The 14,953-nt window shown below is 33.6% G+C and carries 15 protein-coding genes; 6 read left to right on the top strand and 9 right to left on the bottom strand.

The features are described from left to right. The first annotated feature begins 546 nt into the window (after positions 1-546). Both dnaJ and prmA read left to right on the top strand, forming a co-directional pair. Complete coding sequence (gene dnaJ, locus FI695_02735) at positions 547-1,635, top strand: molecular chaperone DnaJ (GenBank protein ID MQG50878.1); 1,089 nt, start codon at positions 547-549, stop codon at positions 1,633-1,635. A 2-nt stretch (positions 1,636-1,637) separates the two neighbouring features. Beyond that, positions 1,638-2,546, top strand: a complete 909-nt coding sequence (gene prmA / locus FI695_02730; GenBank protein MQG50877.1) for a 50S ribosomal protein L11 methyltransferase — start codon at positions 1,638-1,640, stop codon at positions 2,544-2,546. Here the strand turns inward: prmA and FI695_02725 are convergent. The 5 genes from FI695_02725 to argF are packed head-to-tail and all read right to left on the bottom strand — an operon-like array spanning position 2,543 to position 7,031. Then, positions 2,543-3,184, bottom strand: a complete 642-nt coding sequence (locus FI695_02725; protein MQG50876.1) for a lysine transporter LysE — start codon at positions 3,182-3,184, stop codon at positions 2,543-2,545. The genes prmA and FI695_02725 overlap by 4 nt on opposite strands. A 3-nt stretch (positions 3,185-3,187) precedes the next feature. Beyond that, positions 3,188-4,213 (bottom strand): NAD(P)-dependent glycerol-3-phosphate dehydrogenase, encoded by a 1,026-nt coding sequence (locus tag FI695_02720; protein MQG50875.1) that lies wholly within the window; start codon positions 4,211-4,213, stop codon positions 3,188-3,190. After that, positions 4,195-4,815 (bottom strand): glycerol-3-phosphate 1-O-acyltransferase PlsY, encoded by a 621-nt coding sequence (gene plsY, locus FI695_02715; protein MQG50874.1) that lies wholly within the window; start codon positions 4,813-4,815, stop codon positions 4,195-4,197. Before plsY ends, FI695_02720 begins: the two co-directional genes overlap by 19 nt. Before the next feature lie 9 nt (positions 4,816-4,824). Continuing rightward, a complete protein-coding gene (der, locus tag FI695_02710; protein ID MQG50873.1) occupies positions 4,825-6,129 on the bottom strand; it encodes a ribosome biogenesis GTPase Der in 1,305 nt (434 codons plus the stop codon). Positions 6,130-6,143: 14 nt separating this feature from the next. Next, positions 6,144-7,031, bottom strand: a complete 888-nt coding sequence (gene argF, locus FI695_02705; protein MQG50872.1) for an ornithine carbamoyltransferase — start codon at positions 7,029-7,031, stop codon at positions 6,144-6,146. 180 nt (positions 7,032-7,211) lie between these two features. On the opposite strand from argF, the gene FI695_02700 reads away from it, so the two are divergent. Beyond that, the gene (locus FI695_02700; GenBank protein MQG50871.1) at positions 7,212-7,553 is read left to right on the top strand and encodes a hypothetical protein; all 342 of its coding nucleotides are present in this window, start codon (positions 7,212-7,214) and stop codon (positions 7,551-7,553) included. 28 nt (positions 7,554-7,581) lie between these two features. Continuing rightward, positions 7,582-7,989, top strand: coding sequence for a VOC family protein (locus tag FI695_02695; GenBank protein ID MQG50870.1), 408 nt, complete (start codon positions 7,582-7,584; stop codon positions 7,987-7,989). Positions 7,990-8,003: 14 nt separating this feature from the next. Here the strand turns inward: FI695_02695 and FI695_02690 are convergent, their stop codons facing one another. Further along, positions 8,004-9,176, bottom strand: a complete 1,173-nt coding sequence (locus FI695_02690; GenBank protein MQG50869.1) for a mandelate racemase/muconate lactonizing enzyme family protein — start codon at positions 9,174-9,176, stop codon at positions 8,004-8,006. Between the two features lie 109 nt (positions 9,177-9,285). On the opposite strand from FI695_02690, the gene FI695_02685 reads away from it, so the two are divergent. Then, positions 9,286-10,344 (top strand): Ldh family oxidoreductase, encoded by a 1,059-nt coding sequence (locus FI695_02685; protein ID MQG50868.1) that lies wholly within the window; start codon positions 9,286-9,288, stop codon positions 10,342-10,344. Here the strand turns inward: FI695_02685 and FI695_02680 are convergent, their stop codons facing one another. Beyond that, positions 10,345-11,757, bottom strand: a complete 1,413-nt coding sequence (locus tag FI695_02680; GenBank protein MQG50867.1) for an amidase — start codon at positions 11,755-11,757, stop codon at positions 10,345-10,347. It abuts the gene before it with no gap. 17 nt (positions 11,758-11,774) lie between these two features. Then, positions 11,775-12,884 (bottom strand): DNA replication and repair protein RecF, encoded by a 1,110-nt coding sequence (recF, locus tag FI695_02675; GenBank protein MQG50866.1) that lies wholly within the window; start codon positions 12,882-12,884, stop codon positions 11,775-11,777. Between the two features lie 103 nt (positions 12,885-12,987). Here recF and FI695_02670 point away from each other — a divergent pair, with 103 nt between their 5' ends. Beyond that, the gene (locus FI695_02670) at positions 12,988-13,338 is read left to right on the top strand and encodes a hypothetical protein (GenBank protein ID MQG50865.1); all 351 of its coding nucleotides are present in this window, start codon (positions 12,988-12,990) and stop codon (positions 13,336-13,338) included. Here the strand turns inward: FI695_02670 and FI695_02665 are convergent. Then, positions 13,335-14,953: DNA translocase FtsK (locus tag FI695_02665; protein ID MQG50864.1), on the bottom strand; the 1,619-nt coding region annotated here is incomplete at its 5' end. The two genes, FI695_02670 and FI695_02665, sit on opposite strands and share 4 nt — an antisense overlap.

Raw genomic sequence — 14,953 nt, 5'->3', positions numbered from 1 at the left:
TGCTGTTTCCGCAGTAAGTACCTATGATGATGGTGCTTGGATCACAGCAACAAGAAGTGGTGATACACTTTCTGGTGCATTAACCACAATTGATTCTGGTAGAGCTTACTGGATAACAACAACTGACTTTACTCCAATAAAGACAGCTGTTACAGCACAGGACGCTGGTGACACCCCTCCAACTGTCGCAGTTGAAGAAGGTTGGAACTTACTTCCAGTGATCAATATCACAAATACCAATGCTTCTATTGGAAATACTCTAACTGCTGATACTTACTTCGGTAGCATCAGTTGGGTAACTGCTTACAGCTACAGTCCTGTAACAGATGTTTGGAGCAAGATTACTCCTAACACCTTTGCTACTGTTACTGTCGGTAACGGATACTGGGTATATGCCGATGCAGCTGGTACACTTGTTCCTTAATTTGACGAACATATAAGTGAAAACATTAAGAGGGGACCTATTTGGTCCCCTCTTTTTATTTGGGTCTTCTTTAAAAATATATTATAATTACTTTTATCCAATTAATTTATAAAGTACATAACATGGTTAAAAAGAAAGATTATTACGAACTTCTCGATGTATCCCGAAATGCATCAGAAGAAGATATAAAAAAAGCATTTAGAAAATTAGCGTTAGAATATCATCCCGATCGCAATAAAAGTCCAGACGCTGCTGATAAGTTCAAAGAAATTAATGAAGCTTATCAAATTCTTTCTGATACTAATAAGCGTTCTATTTATGATCAATATGGTCATGCTGGCCTTGAGAATAACAGTGCTGGTCAATCTGGATTTAGTGGCTTTAGTGATATAGGCGGTTTTGGTGATATATTCGATACATTTTTTGGTGGCTTTGGTAGCCGTCAACGATCTAGGAAGCGTAGAGGAGACGATCTAGAACTCACAAAGAATATATCGTTTGAAGATGCCGCACTGGGGGCAGATATTCCTGTCAAAATAGACCGTCGTGAATATTGCCAAGTTTGTTCTGGAAAAAAGATGCAACCTGGTACGAATATTTCCACATGTAATACTTGTGGTGGTTCGGGTCAAATAAAACGCAGTCAATCAAGTTTATTTGGCCAATTTATGCAAGTTGTTGAATGTTCTTCATGTAATGGCTCAGGAGAATTAATTGAAACACCATGTAAGCCCTGTAAAGGTCGCGGTTATGAGCGACAGCTCCGAGATTTAAATATTAAGATACCAGCTGGTGTCGATGATGGTTCCAGAATTCGGCTCACAGGAGAAGGTGATGTTGGAGATTTTGGCCAAGCTGCTGGTGATTTATATATACTTTTACAAGTTTCTAATCATAAAGTCTTTAAACGTGAGAATTTTAATCTACTTTATACCCTAGATTTATCCTTTCCTGAAGCCGCACTTGGGACTATAGTTCAAATACCCACTTTAGAGAAAACCATTGAATTAAAAATTGATTCTGGTGTTCAAACTGGTAGCATGTTTCGTATAAGAGGTGAAGGTGTACCTATACTCAATAGAAAAGGTCGAGGAGATCTACTCGTAGAAATTGTTATAAGTACCCCGAAAAAACTGAACAAAGAAGCGAAGGAATTATTTAAACAACTTGCTGATCATCTCGATATACCTCATGATTCAAAAGAAGGCTAAATGTGGCATCTGTATCAAAAGAATGGATAGAATTAACAATCCAGACAAAAGATGAACTCATAGAGCCTCTTACAGAACTACTACGAAAATATTCACTTCCATTTGCTGTTGTATTATATGATAAAGGTGAACGAATTTCAGAAATGTTTCAAGTCTCCGATCTTGTTCGTGTTTACACATACATTCCAGTTGATTCTAAGTCTCAAAATATACGTGAAATGGTAGATGTTGGTTTAAAAGTTCTCAGTATAATTCATGAAACTACAATTATAGATGAAAAATATGTAGATAAAGATTATTGGGAACAAATATGGAAAACTCATTTTTCAATATTACCGATACTGGATAAACTTGTTATTAAACCTATTTGGCAAGAATTACCTGATCAAGATCATCCTACTGTAATAAATTTAGACCCTGGGATGGCGTTTGGCACCGGTCACCATCCTACAACTAGGATGTGTTTAGAAGAACTTTCTAGGCAAGATTTATCTGGAAAATCTATATTAGATATAGGGTCAGGTTCTGGGATTCTTTCCATTGCAGCTATTAAACTTGGAGCGGAATCTTGTTATGGTATAGATATTGATGAAAATGCAACCCATTCAGCTTTGAACAATATCAAAATGAATGGCGTATCAGATAATATCACTCTACAAACCGGGGTTTTAGAAGATCTTGATACTTCATTTAAATATGATGTGATTGTTGCTAATATCACAGCGCAGATAATTGTTAATTTAGTACCTTTTATAAGTTCACACTTAAAACCCAATGGAATAATAATTACTTCAGGTATTTTATTAGAACTTTTTTCTGATGTAGAAACTACGTTTAAAAAGTTAGGATTTGAGACAACCAGTTTTATATCTTCAGGGGATTGGGCATTAGGAGTTTTTTCTCATATTTAGATATTAAAGAATGAATAAATAAAATAAATTCCCATAAGACAAAGAAATATACCACAGGATAATAAAAGGTAGTTATAAATTTTATTTGATAGGAATTTGATACCTGAGACTAGTATTAAAGATACTGCGGTATACCAAAATATATCAGCAAGTATATGCCCGATATACATACTGGAAACTCCTAAAATACCATGATCAGAAGAATTTACAATTAAGGTTGCGCCTATAGTCACCCACCAAATAAACCAATATGGATTACTTAGGCTTACTAAAGCACCTTGCAAGAGTAAGGTTTTGGAGTTTAGAAGGGATTCTTGCTGTGCATTATTTATATCAACTACTTTATTAGAAATTATCGTTTGTAAGCCTAAAATGATGAGCATAACCCCGCCAAATAAACTAATAATCTTTGCTATAATATCCGAATCAAATAATTGATTAATACCTATTGATATACCAATAACTACAAATAACTCTAGTATAGAATGGCCTATTGCAATGAGAGGACCTGCTTTCCAGCCACTATGTAAAGTTCCTTTGATACATAGCGCAAGCAGTGGTCCTGGTGATGCTGCTCCGGAAAACCCTATGAAAAGTGAGCCAAAAAATATAGTAATTATTGTAATTTGATCTAGCATATTTTACTCAGCTGTGAGTTCTCTTTCCATTAATTCAGAAAACGCAGCCATCGGGGTAAGGTTTTCGAATATAATTCGGTGTACCATAGAAGTAATAGGCATTTCTATGTTTTTAGATTGAGATATTGAATATATTGCTTGTGTAGTGTTTATACCTTCTGCAACATTTGTCATGTTTTTAGTAATAGAATTGATATTATTTCCTGTTGCCAATTGTTCTCCAACATATCTATTTCGACTATAGGAGCTTGATATAGTAGTCATAAGGTCACCAATCCCTGCAAGACCATAAAACGTTGTTTCTTGGGCATTGTGGGCCATTGCAAAGCGTTTTATTTCAGCGAGACCTCTTGTTACTAGAGCAGATTTAGCGTTATTACCAAAATTAAGCCCATCTACTATCCCTGCAGCTATTGCTATTATATTTTTTAAAGAACCACATAATTCTACACCTGTTACATCTGAGCTTCTATAAACTCGAAAAGTTTTTGTGGTGAGTAAATTTTGAATATCTTGTGCTGTTTTATCACTTAGGCTTGCTATTACTGAAGAGGCAGGAAGACCATTTGCGATTTCTTTTGCAAGGTTAGGGCCAGATAGAACTGAAAAGGTTGTATTTTGGTCATTACTAATATACTCTGATGCAATCTCGCTCATACGTTTATTAGTTTCAGTTTCTATCCCTTTTGTAGCACTAACAATAACATGACTATCATTAATATAATTTGAGAGATTGATCATATTATTCCTGAAGGTGTGTGAAGGTACTGCAAGCAGGATGTATTTAGAATTTTCTAAAACTGAACCCAAATCATGATCGATTGTTATACTATTGGGGAACATTATACCTGGTAAATGTTTTTTATCTTCTCTATCATTTTGAATTATTTGAGCTTCACTTTCTGTTCTTGCCCATATATTTACAGGTATATTTTTACTAGCAATTAAGCAAGCCAGAGTTATGCCCCAACTTGTTGTACCTATAACAGATACCTTATTATGTTTTTCTATCACTCTTTTTCTCCAAATTTTCTTTCATTTCCGTTTAGTAACCTATGGATATTTTCATGATGTTTGATTACTAATAAGGGACCGACAACCAAAGCGTATATATAATTGTAATCATTTATTATTGAAATAGATTGTATGACAAGAATTATCATTGCAACTATTGCCCCTAAAATAGATCCAAGGGATACATACCTTGTGGTAATTAATATTGGTAAAAACGTTAAAATAGCAGCTAGTGCTGAAAGAGGATTTAAAACTGAAGCAATTCCTACAGCCGATGCAACACCTTTCCCCCCTTTAAAGCCAGCAAAAATAGGCCAATTATGTCCAATAATTATAGCAATACCACTTATTGCTATAAGCGGTGCATTGTTGGAATTAATTTCATCTATTCGCATTATGTAAAAAATAGGGATTGCCCCTTTCAGAAAATCTAGAATTAGTACTAATATAGCTGATTTTGTACCAAGTATTCTTAATGCATTAGTAGCTCCTGTTGATTGGCTTCCATGTTTTCTTATGTCTATGCCCGATTTGAGTTTTCCAATGATTAAACCTACTGGAATACTGCCTATGAGGTAAGTTATGGGTACTATAATTAGTATCATTTCTTGATTCATGTCGTTACCTTAGTAAAAAATTAAATTAAGGTGTGTCCATTGGAAATCTAATTCTTTTCGCATTTGGTTTTCAATATATCGTTTATAAGAAAAATGTATAAGATTTGTATCATTAACCTTAAATTTGAAAGTTGGAGGGTTTATATTGTCTTGAATAACGCTTCTAATGACTAAAGATCGTTTACCCTTATGAGGTATTTGATGAGAACCCACAATATCCCATACTAAATTTGATAACATAGATGGTTCAATTCTTCTCATTCTTTCTTCATGAATTATTAAAACAGTATCTAAAATATCTTCTATTCCAGTATTTTCTTTTGCAGATATAAAAAAGATAGGCGCATATGGAGCAAAACCAAAATGAGAATTTACTGCATATGTTAGTTCTTCTTTTTCTTCATCTGAAAGTAATTCAGATTTATTTACGGCTATAATTACTCCTTTAAATGATTCGACTGCAAGTCCGGCAACATGGGTATCTTGAGCCGTAATTGGTTCTTCAGCATCGAGAAGTATGCAGACTATATTAGATCTTTCTATTGCCTGTTCAGATCTAATAACTGAAAATTGTTCTATACCTGGTTCCACTTTACCTCTTCTTCTAATACCTGCAGTATCAATAAGATTTATGGATGTATTTTTATACTCAAATAAGGTATCTATTGCATCTCGGGTAGTACCAGGAATTGGGGAAACAATTGACCGAGATTCTTGTGTGATTGTATTAACCAGTGTGGATTTGCCAACATTTGGACGTCCTATAATTGAAAGTGATATGGAGGATTTATCTAATTCACTATTCAATTGATTTTGTGGTATTAATTCAATAATTGATTGTTTTAGATCATTAATGCCGTGGTTGTGGTAAGCACTTATAGATATAGGAGAACCAATTCCTAGAGTATAGAATTCGTTTGATAATAATTCTGATTTTGGTGTGTCAGCTTTATTTGTAATTAAAATTATGGGTGTTTTAGTTTTTCTTAGTAGATTAGTTAAATCTTGATCAACTGGTGTGGGGCCTTCATTAACATCAGTGACAAATAAAATCACTGAAGCTATATCTATTGCAAATTCAGCTTGTGCCTGAATTTCAGATTGTAATACATCTGAATTAACAGAAATGCCAATTCCACCAGTATCTGTTAATAAAAAACGTTTATTTTCAATAGTTACAGGAGTTGTTATACGATCTCTTGTTGTTCCTGATTCTTCTGCTATAACAGCAACTTTTTTACCAGCTAAACGATTAAAGAGAGTGGACTTTCCTACATTAGGCCTTCCTACAATAGCTACAATTGGAGTGTTCATAATATTAATCTCTATTATTTAAATAAATATTCCATTGCTGCTCTTTGAGCATGAAGTCTGTTTTCTGCCTGATCAAAAACTACTGATTTTTTGTGATATAAAAGATCTTGTGAAATTTCCTCACCATGATGAGCCGGTAATGGGTGCATTAATATTGCGTTATCTTTTGCAGAGTTCAAATCTTCTACGCTTATTTGGTACTTTTGGAATGCCTTTTTTCGTATTTCTGATTCTGCTTCTTGTCCCATACTTGTCCAGGCATCAGTGTATATAACATCTGCAGCTGACATAGCTTTTTTTGGATTTATTTCATGAATTATCGATTGGTTAATTTTTTCGTTATCAATTGTTAATTTGTATTCTTCCGGAGATGAAGATATAAAGGGCATCCCAATCTGATAAGCACCACAAGCTAAACTTCTAGCTACATTATTACCATCTCCAATATATGCAATAGTAATATTCTTCAATGTACCGAATTTTTCTTGTATCGTTACTAAATCAGCAAGAGTTTGACATGGGTGTTCTTCGTCTGACAAAGCATTAATAATCGGAATTGTTGAATATTTAGCAAATTCAGTTAGGGTACTATGTGCAAAAGTACGCGCAATAAACGCATAAATATATCGAGATATTACATTAGCTACATCTCTGATTGGTTCTCTTGACCCCACACCGATGTTGTCCTTATCTAGATAAATAGTAGTACCACCTAGTTGCTTAACTCCGATTTCAAAACTCAACCGGGTTCTCAAAGATGGTTTTTCAAACCATATTCCTACTGTTTCATTTTCTAATAGATTATTGTAAGGCATAGGTTTGCTAGAAATGGCTCGAGTAATTATTGATGATATTTCAGAACCATTCAAATCATTAATACTAAGTAGATGTTTTATTGTCATTTTTATACCTTAATAAAGTTACAGAAATTATAAGTATAAGACAATAAGTATTTAGTTTAATAATTCTTTTGTCAAATATCGTATTTATCATAATGAACCTATATATAAGTTAGATTTAATTTTTGTTATGATTATCAAACTTATGTTAGAAGTTATAGGTTTAGAATGGAGAAGAATATAATGGCAAAAAAAAGATGTTTATTAGAAATGGGAATGGGTACAGATTTGCATGGTAAAGATTATACCAAAGCTGCCCAAAGGGCAGTCAGAGACGCATTATGGCATAATAGTGTTTCTTTCCCAGGTATTTTTGCAGATGGAGCTAATTCAATGTATGTAGATGTTACAATTGCTGTTCCTGAACCTGACCAGGTTAACGGGGATGAAGTTTTGTCCGTATTACCATATGGAATGAAATCAATTAATGTCGTTCAGGGTGGGTTAAACGTTCCTAGCCCAGATGGAAATGATGTAACTATTATTGCTAATGCTGCAGTTATTGTTAGCTTGGAAGTAGAATAGTTTTTTTATTTAATACCAGGGGTTTGGTATGTCATATATGATTAATCATATACATATAAAAACAGATGATCCAGATAAAGTCGCAGAATGGTACGCTGAAGCATTTGGTTTCAAAATTATAAGTAGAAGTGTAAGGGATTTTAATACTAAATTAATGGACTATTTTATTGTTACTGAATCTAAGGACGGAACAAGAGTAAATATATCAGGTGCTAGGTCTAATGAAACACTACCGGAAATTGGTTCTGGTGTGCATGAGGGGTTGGAACATTTTGGAATTTATGTTCCCAATATGAAAGAAGAATTAGAACGTTTGCAAAAATTAGGCGCAATAGTGTTGGAGGAACCATTAGAAACTCCGGAAGGTGCTTTGTTGGCATTTATACAAACACCATACGACAAGTCGCGAGTTGAGGTAGTTCAAGCCCCTGATTAAGTGTGTAAAGCTTCTTATTTATCCCAAAGATGTTCTTTTAAAGCATCTTCATTTAAGTCGGTCCCCCATCCTATTCCTGAAGGTGTTTTCATATATCCATCAGTAATTTCTGGTACATTCGTAACCAAATCATCCTTCCAAGATACTTGGTCAACATCAATTTCCATAATTTTTATGTTAGGTAAAACTGCGCATAAACTTGCACTAATAAAGCTTGAAAGATGACTATAGTAATTATGTGGAGCAACATTAAACTGGAATGTCTCAGCTAAGTCTCCTACTTTTTTACCTTGAGAAAACCCCATCCATGGTACATCAATCATAAATATATCAGCAGATCGAGCTTGAAAATATGGTAAGTATTCTTGCATAAATAATAAATTTTCTCCTGAACAAATGGGAATATTAATCGAATCTTTCAATTCACGTAGCGCTTCAGGTTGATACATATCGATTTCTAACCACATGAGGTTATATTTTTCTACCACATCTGCTATACGTTTGGCACTCTCGGGTTTTACATGAAAATTAAGATCCAAATTAATATCTATATTTTCTCCAACTGCGTCACGGAATGTTCCAATTTGATTGTCAAGATGAGTCAATATATCTTTTGGAATTACACCATCAGTACTGCCTATTGGACCTGCAAATCCACCTCCCCAAGTTTGAGCGGGTTTGCCAGGAATAATGATATTAGTTTTAAGGGCAGTATATCCCTTTTCTATAACCTCTTTACCAAGGTTATAAATATCTTTAAGTGATTCTAAAGGAGGTGTATTACATAACTCATAATTTCTTGCACGATATGTTCCACAATGAGACCAATATAATCGTACATGTTCGCGCGTTGGTCCTCCAAATAATTCAACTACAGAAATATTTAAAGACTTAGCTTTAATATCTAATAGAGCTAATTCAATTCCTGAAATAGCTTTGTATGCTATTCCACCCCTACTTTGTATAGAAATTCGTTTTAAGTCCAATAAAAGCATTTCAAACGAACGAGGATCTTTGCCAATTAATAGCTTTGAAAAATCTTCAATAGATCCTACAACTCCATGCGGTTGTCTAGTTTCAGTACATTCTCCATATCCAGTTATTCCTTCATCAGTTTCAATTTTTACAAATAAAAATGGCCACCATCCAGAATCAACTAAAAATGTTTCTATATTTGTGATTTTCATATTTGTACATTTCTTCCTATATAAAAATTTATGATAATGAGTATAATATACAAACTTACCCAGAAGATGAATATAGTTATTCTTAATTATATGAGATAAGGAGATAGAAATGCCTTTAATAAACCATAATGACTTAAGAAATTTTATTTCACAATTAATGCAATCATATGGAGCAAGTGAAGATGAGGCTACACTTATTTCAGAACACTCTGTTGAGGCTAATCTAGTTGGCCATGATTCTCATGGAGTAATTCAAATTCCTACTTATATAGATCGAATTCAACGTGGACATATTAAGCCAGGCGCAGAAATAGAAGTAAATAATGAATCTCGTACAACAGCACGAATCAATGGGAATTGGGGATTTGGATATTATGTATCTGATTTTGCTATGAAATTGGCTATAAAGAAAGCTCGTGAAGATAATATAGCTGCTATTACAGTAGTGCAACAAAGCCATGTAGGAAGAGTAGCAAGTTATCCTCTTATGGCTGCAAAAGAAGGTATGATAGCTATTATGACCGCAGATTCAGGCAGAGGGCCTAAAATGGTTGTTCCATTTGGAGGTAAAGAAAGAAAATTAGGTACAAATCCTATCTGTATAGCATTTCCAAGTAACCTTGAGGGAACTATGTTTGTAGATATGGCTACATCATCAGTTGCTGCAGGTAAAATTAACTTAGCTAGAAGTAGAGGAAAAGATATTCCATTTGGTTGGATTTTGGATAAAGACGGAAATCAAACAAATGATCCAAATGATTTTAGTCAGGGTGGTGCAATTTTACCCTTAGGAGCTGATCAAGGTCACAAAGGATATGGCCTTTCTGCAGCGGTAGAAACATTTTCAGGAATACTCACTGGGTTAGGATTTGGGGTTTCAAAAGATGGAATTCATAATGACGGTTGTTTAATGATTGTAATGAATGTTGAAGCCTTTAGAGATCTCGAAGTTTTTAAACAAGAAGTCACTGATTTTGCTTTGGATTTAAGTTCTACTGAAGTAGCTTCAGGCTATGATAGGGTTTATTATCCTGGCGAAATTGAACATATTACTAAGCAAGATCGTATGAAAAACGGAATATTTGTAGAAGATACTACAGTTGCTAATATCAATAAATTTGCTGATGAATCTAATATGAAAGGTAATTTAGATCCGTTATTATATTAATTATAAAGATGGTTTCAATGTATTCCATTCAGTATTGGATTCAAATATATGAGCAATTTGTAAAATTGTCATTTCGTCAAAATGTTTTCCAACAATTTGAAGACCAATTGGTAACCCTTTAGTATCGAAACCACAAGGTACACTAATCGCTGGCAATCCAGATAAGTTAAATGGTGAGGTAAATTTAGTTAATAATGATTGTATGGTGACTTCTTCATTGTTAATAGTCGTTGTGGTTTGGCCTATTTGGGGTGAACATATTGGTTCAGTAGGTGTTATTAAGGCATCTACATTTGACATACTTTCAACCATGCGGCTAATAAATTGTCTTCGTAACCGTTGTGCTTGAATATAATTTACTGCTGGAATAAATACCCCAGATTCGAGTCTTGCTCTAACATCAGGTGCTATTCTATCAATATCATTTCGTAACCTGTCTTGATGAAAAGCTACAGCTTCAGGATTGATAATATTAGTTTGAATTTTACCGGCTTCTTCAGGGGTGGGGATGTCTATTTCTACTACTTTAAAACCAAGTTTTTTCAGTGTTTCTATTGCCTCATTTACTTTTGTTTCAACTTCGGAATGAATATTAGTAAAATATTGATTTTTGGGTATACCTATTGTAAATTTTCGAGTTTCTTGATCAAAAGCTTTAGAAAATTGAGGAACATCTCTTGTAGAAGAAGAATCATCATTGGTATCAAACCCTGACATTGCTTCTAGCATATAAGCACAATCTTTTACACTTCTTGTCATTGGGCCTGCAGTATCTAAAGACCATGATAATGGAGTTAATCCATATCTACTAATTCTCCCATACGTTGGTTTTATGCCAACAATTCCACATACTGCAGATGGAATTCTTATAGATCCTCCTGTGTCTGATCCTGTAGCTCCTGGAATCATACCAGATGCAACAGCTACTCCGGAACCACTACTTGATCCTCCAGGAATATGTGAAGTATTCCATGGGTTTGGAGGTGTACCAAAATCAGAGTTGGTTCCAAATGCACCAAACGCAAAAGGGTGCATATTTAATTTGCCAATAATAATTGAACCTGCATTGATTAATTTTTGAACACTAGTAGCATTCTTGTTTGATTGATAGTTTTCGAAAATAATACTTCCTGAAGTTGTAGGCATATTATCGGTTTCATACAAATCCTTTAGTCCGATAGGTATACCATGTAACGGTCCTTTATAGTTCCCAGAAGATATTTCTTTTTCGATACTTTGGGCTTCTTTTATACTTTCTTCTTCAGCTATATATAAAAAAGATTTGTTTGCAGGGTTCAATTTTTTAATTGTTATTAGTAATTCTTTTACGATCTCAGTTGGTGAAAGTTTTTTTTCACGAATATTTTCTGATAATTCAGAAATAGTCATAAAATTAATGGAATTATTTGGCATACCATACTCCTCTTTACTTATTGTTTTAGTATTTCTCCATTACGTATATGAATGATGTTGTTTGCATACGTTGCTTCTATTAAATCAGGTTCAGGTGTAGTAACTATTGATTGATTATATATATGCATTTTTTCAATAATTTTTTTTCTTCTAAACTCGTCAAGTTCTGAAAGTATATCATCTAGAAGTAGTATAGGTTGTACATTTATAGTTGATTGAATTATTTTTGCTTCAGATAACCTTAATGAAAGTACTATATTTTTTGCTTGACCTCTAGAAGAAAAACTATATGCTGATTTTTCATTAATATGGATTAAAACATTATCTCTATGGGGACCTATATCAGTGATTCCCATTACGATTTGTTGTTTTAGGGTTGAATTTAAGGTTTCTTCAAAATTTTCAATACTAACCGAAGGAATATACTTGAAAGACAATTTTTCCTTAGGTGAAAATTCAGAATGAATTTCTTGTATTTCTCTATCAATAAAGCTAATGATATCGTTGCGTTTATTAATAATAAATGTCCCTAATTCGATTAATTTGGCGCTCCAATATACTAATTCGTCTTCAGATGATTGCTGTTCTCGTATAGATTTTAATAAAGAATTTCTTTGAGTTAATATTTGTTGATACTTTTGTAACTTGATTAAATATTCTTGATTCACTTGGGATATTAATATATCTAAAAATTGTCTTCTTTTTCCTGGGCTTCCTAAAACTATATCCATGTCATGTGCAGTAAATAGTACAGTAGGAGTTTTGCCAACTAATTGCGATGCAGATATATTGATTCCATTAAGTTTCATTTCTTTATGTTGGTTATTGTCAGAAGGAAGCGCTATGACAATATTATTTTTTTCATCAGCAAATTTAGTTATACCATGAATAGTTGTCTGTGTAACAAATTTATTTATTTGATCAGGGGATCTGTGCTTGATTAATTCAAAATCGTTTCTTGCTCGAAATGACTTTCCTATAGAAATTAAATAAAGCGATTCAAGTAGATTAGTTTTACCTTCCCCATTATTGCCAGAAATTATCGAGAGCCCCGGTGAAAATTCTAAATGAATATTAGAAAAATTTCGATATTGTGTTAATTCTAAGTCTGATACGTACAATTTGATCTTTCTTTAATCTATAATGTAATGAGTACCCAAATGTCTTTATAATCAAATTAATTATAAAAATTTTCAATAAATAAAAGTATTAAATATTTAGGAGTAAGTTGTGGATACAGAAGAATTGAAAGCAAAAGTTGGAGAATTATTTCAATCTGTATACGATTTCCATGATAGATTTGATTTATTAGATACTTATAGTCGTGAAAAATTGCTTGATAGAATTCCTATCCAAACTGAGGAAGTTGATGAGCTTAAAGTGGCTTTAGAATCTGAATCTATTCATAATGTTGCAAATGAAGCTGTAGATGTATTATATGTTGCTTTAGGGACGATAATTTCTATCGATAAGGAATTAGCTGTAAGTGCTTTAAATGAAGTGATAGAAAAAAATAATAATAAAACAGCTAAAACTCATTTTCTTAATCCAGAAGGAAAAGTAGTAAAGCTTCCTAACTAAGATTGAATAAGTACTTCTCTGGATTTTCCTGGTTCTTCTGGCCCAATCACCCCAGCATCTTCTAGTTGATCAATTAATCTAGCAGCTCGTGGATATCCAATACGTAACTTTCGTTGAAGTAGTGAAGTAGATATATGTGAGTATCTTCCTGCTAATTCTGAAGCCTTACTAAATAGTTCGTCTTTAGGGAAGTCTCCTGAATCAAAATCTGGATTAGTTATATCATTAATTGGTAATTCTAATGATATTTCTGGTAATGGTGGACCTTCTTGAGAAGACCAATAATTAACTAGTTTGTTTATTTCCTGATCGCTTAAATATGCACCTTGAACTCGTTGTGCTTTTGGGAAGTCTGATGATAGAAATAACATATCTCCTTTACCTAATAGTCTTTCTGCACCACTTGAGTCTAAAATTGTTCTAGAGTCGACTTGAGAAACAACAGCAAAACTAATCCTACTAGGGAAATTAGCCTTAATTAATCCAGTTACCACATCTACAGATGGTCTTTGTGTTGCAACGATTAAGTGTATTCCAGTTGCTCTTCCTAGTTGAGCTAAGCGCGTAAGTGTTTGTTCGACTTCATAAGGCGCAGTCATCATCAGGTCAGCTAATTCGTCTATTGCTATTACTAAGTAAGGCATAGGTTCAAATGCCTTAGGGTGATTGATATAACTATCAATATTTCTTACACCAATTTCTTCAAGAATTTTATACCTTCGTATCATTTCTTCGAGAAGTCCTTTTAAAGATTTAACTGCCTCATCAGGTTCTACTACAACTGGTGATATTAAATGAGGTATCCCATTAAAAGGTGTAAGTTCTACTCGCTTAGGATCAATAAGTAATAATCGTAATTTATCAGGAGTCATTTTAGCAATCATAGAAACTAGTAGCGTATTAATGCAGACGCTTTTTCCGCTACCAGTAGAGCCAGCAATCAATAAATGTGGCAATTTTCGAAGATCAGTAATAGTTGCTTCTCCACTAGATCCTTGGCCTAAAGCTAATGGTATGCCTAGTTCACTTTTAATATTATTTACTTTTTCATGTTCTAATGTTTTTCTAAGACTTACCATTAGTGCTTTTTTATTTGGTACTTCTATACCTACTATAGATTCTCCAGGTACAGGTGCTTCTATTCTTAAGCTAGGTGCTGCAAGAGCTAATGCTAAGTCTTTTTCTCGTGCTACAATGCTATCTACTTTTACTCGTGTCCCTCTATCAGTCTCTTCCTCTTGATTGTTATCCTGGTCATCATTTTTTTTGGCCTTTCTTGTCTTTCTTGTCCATCCAGGGGTAAGGCCGTACATAGTAACTGTTGGTCCAGGCTTAATTTGGTTAACTCTAACTTCGATTCCGTGATTTAAAAGAGTTTCTTCTATTTTTTCGGCAACTAATGTTGATTCATCAGATGAAATCGAAGCTTCAGGTCCATATTCTAGTAGTGACATTTCTGGTATTGCCCATGGTTTACCAAAAATGAACGCACGCTTTGGTTTTTTTTGGGTGTCAATTTTTTCTTCAGTTTTATTTATCTTTTGTTCGATAAATGGTTTGTTTTTAATTGGTTGATAATTACTTTGGTTGGAGTTTTTTCTATGTTCTTCTATTG

Source organism: SAR202 cluster bacterium (genome assembly GCA_009392515.1).
Taxonomy (GTDB): domain Bacteria; phylum Chloroflexota; class Dehalococcoidia; order Lucifugimonadales; family UBA6952; genus UBA6952.
The sequence above is the reverse complement of the archived record's forward strand: the minus strand, read 5'-3'. Positions and strand labels throughout refer to the sequence as shown.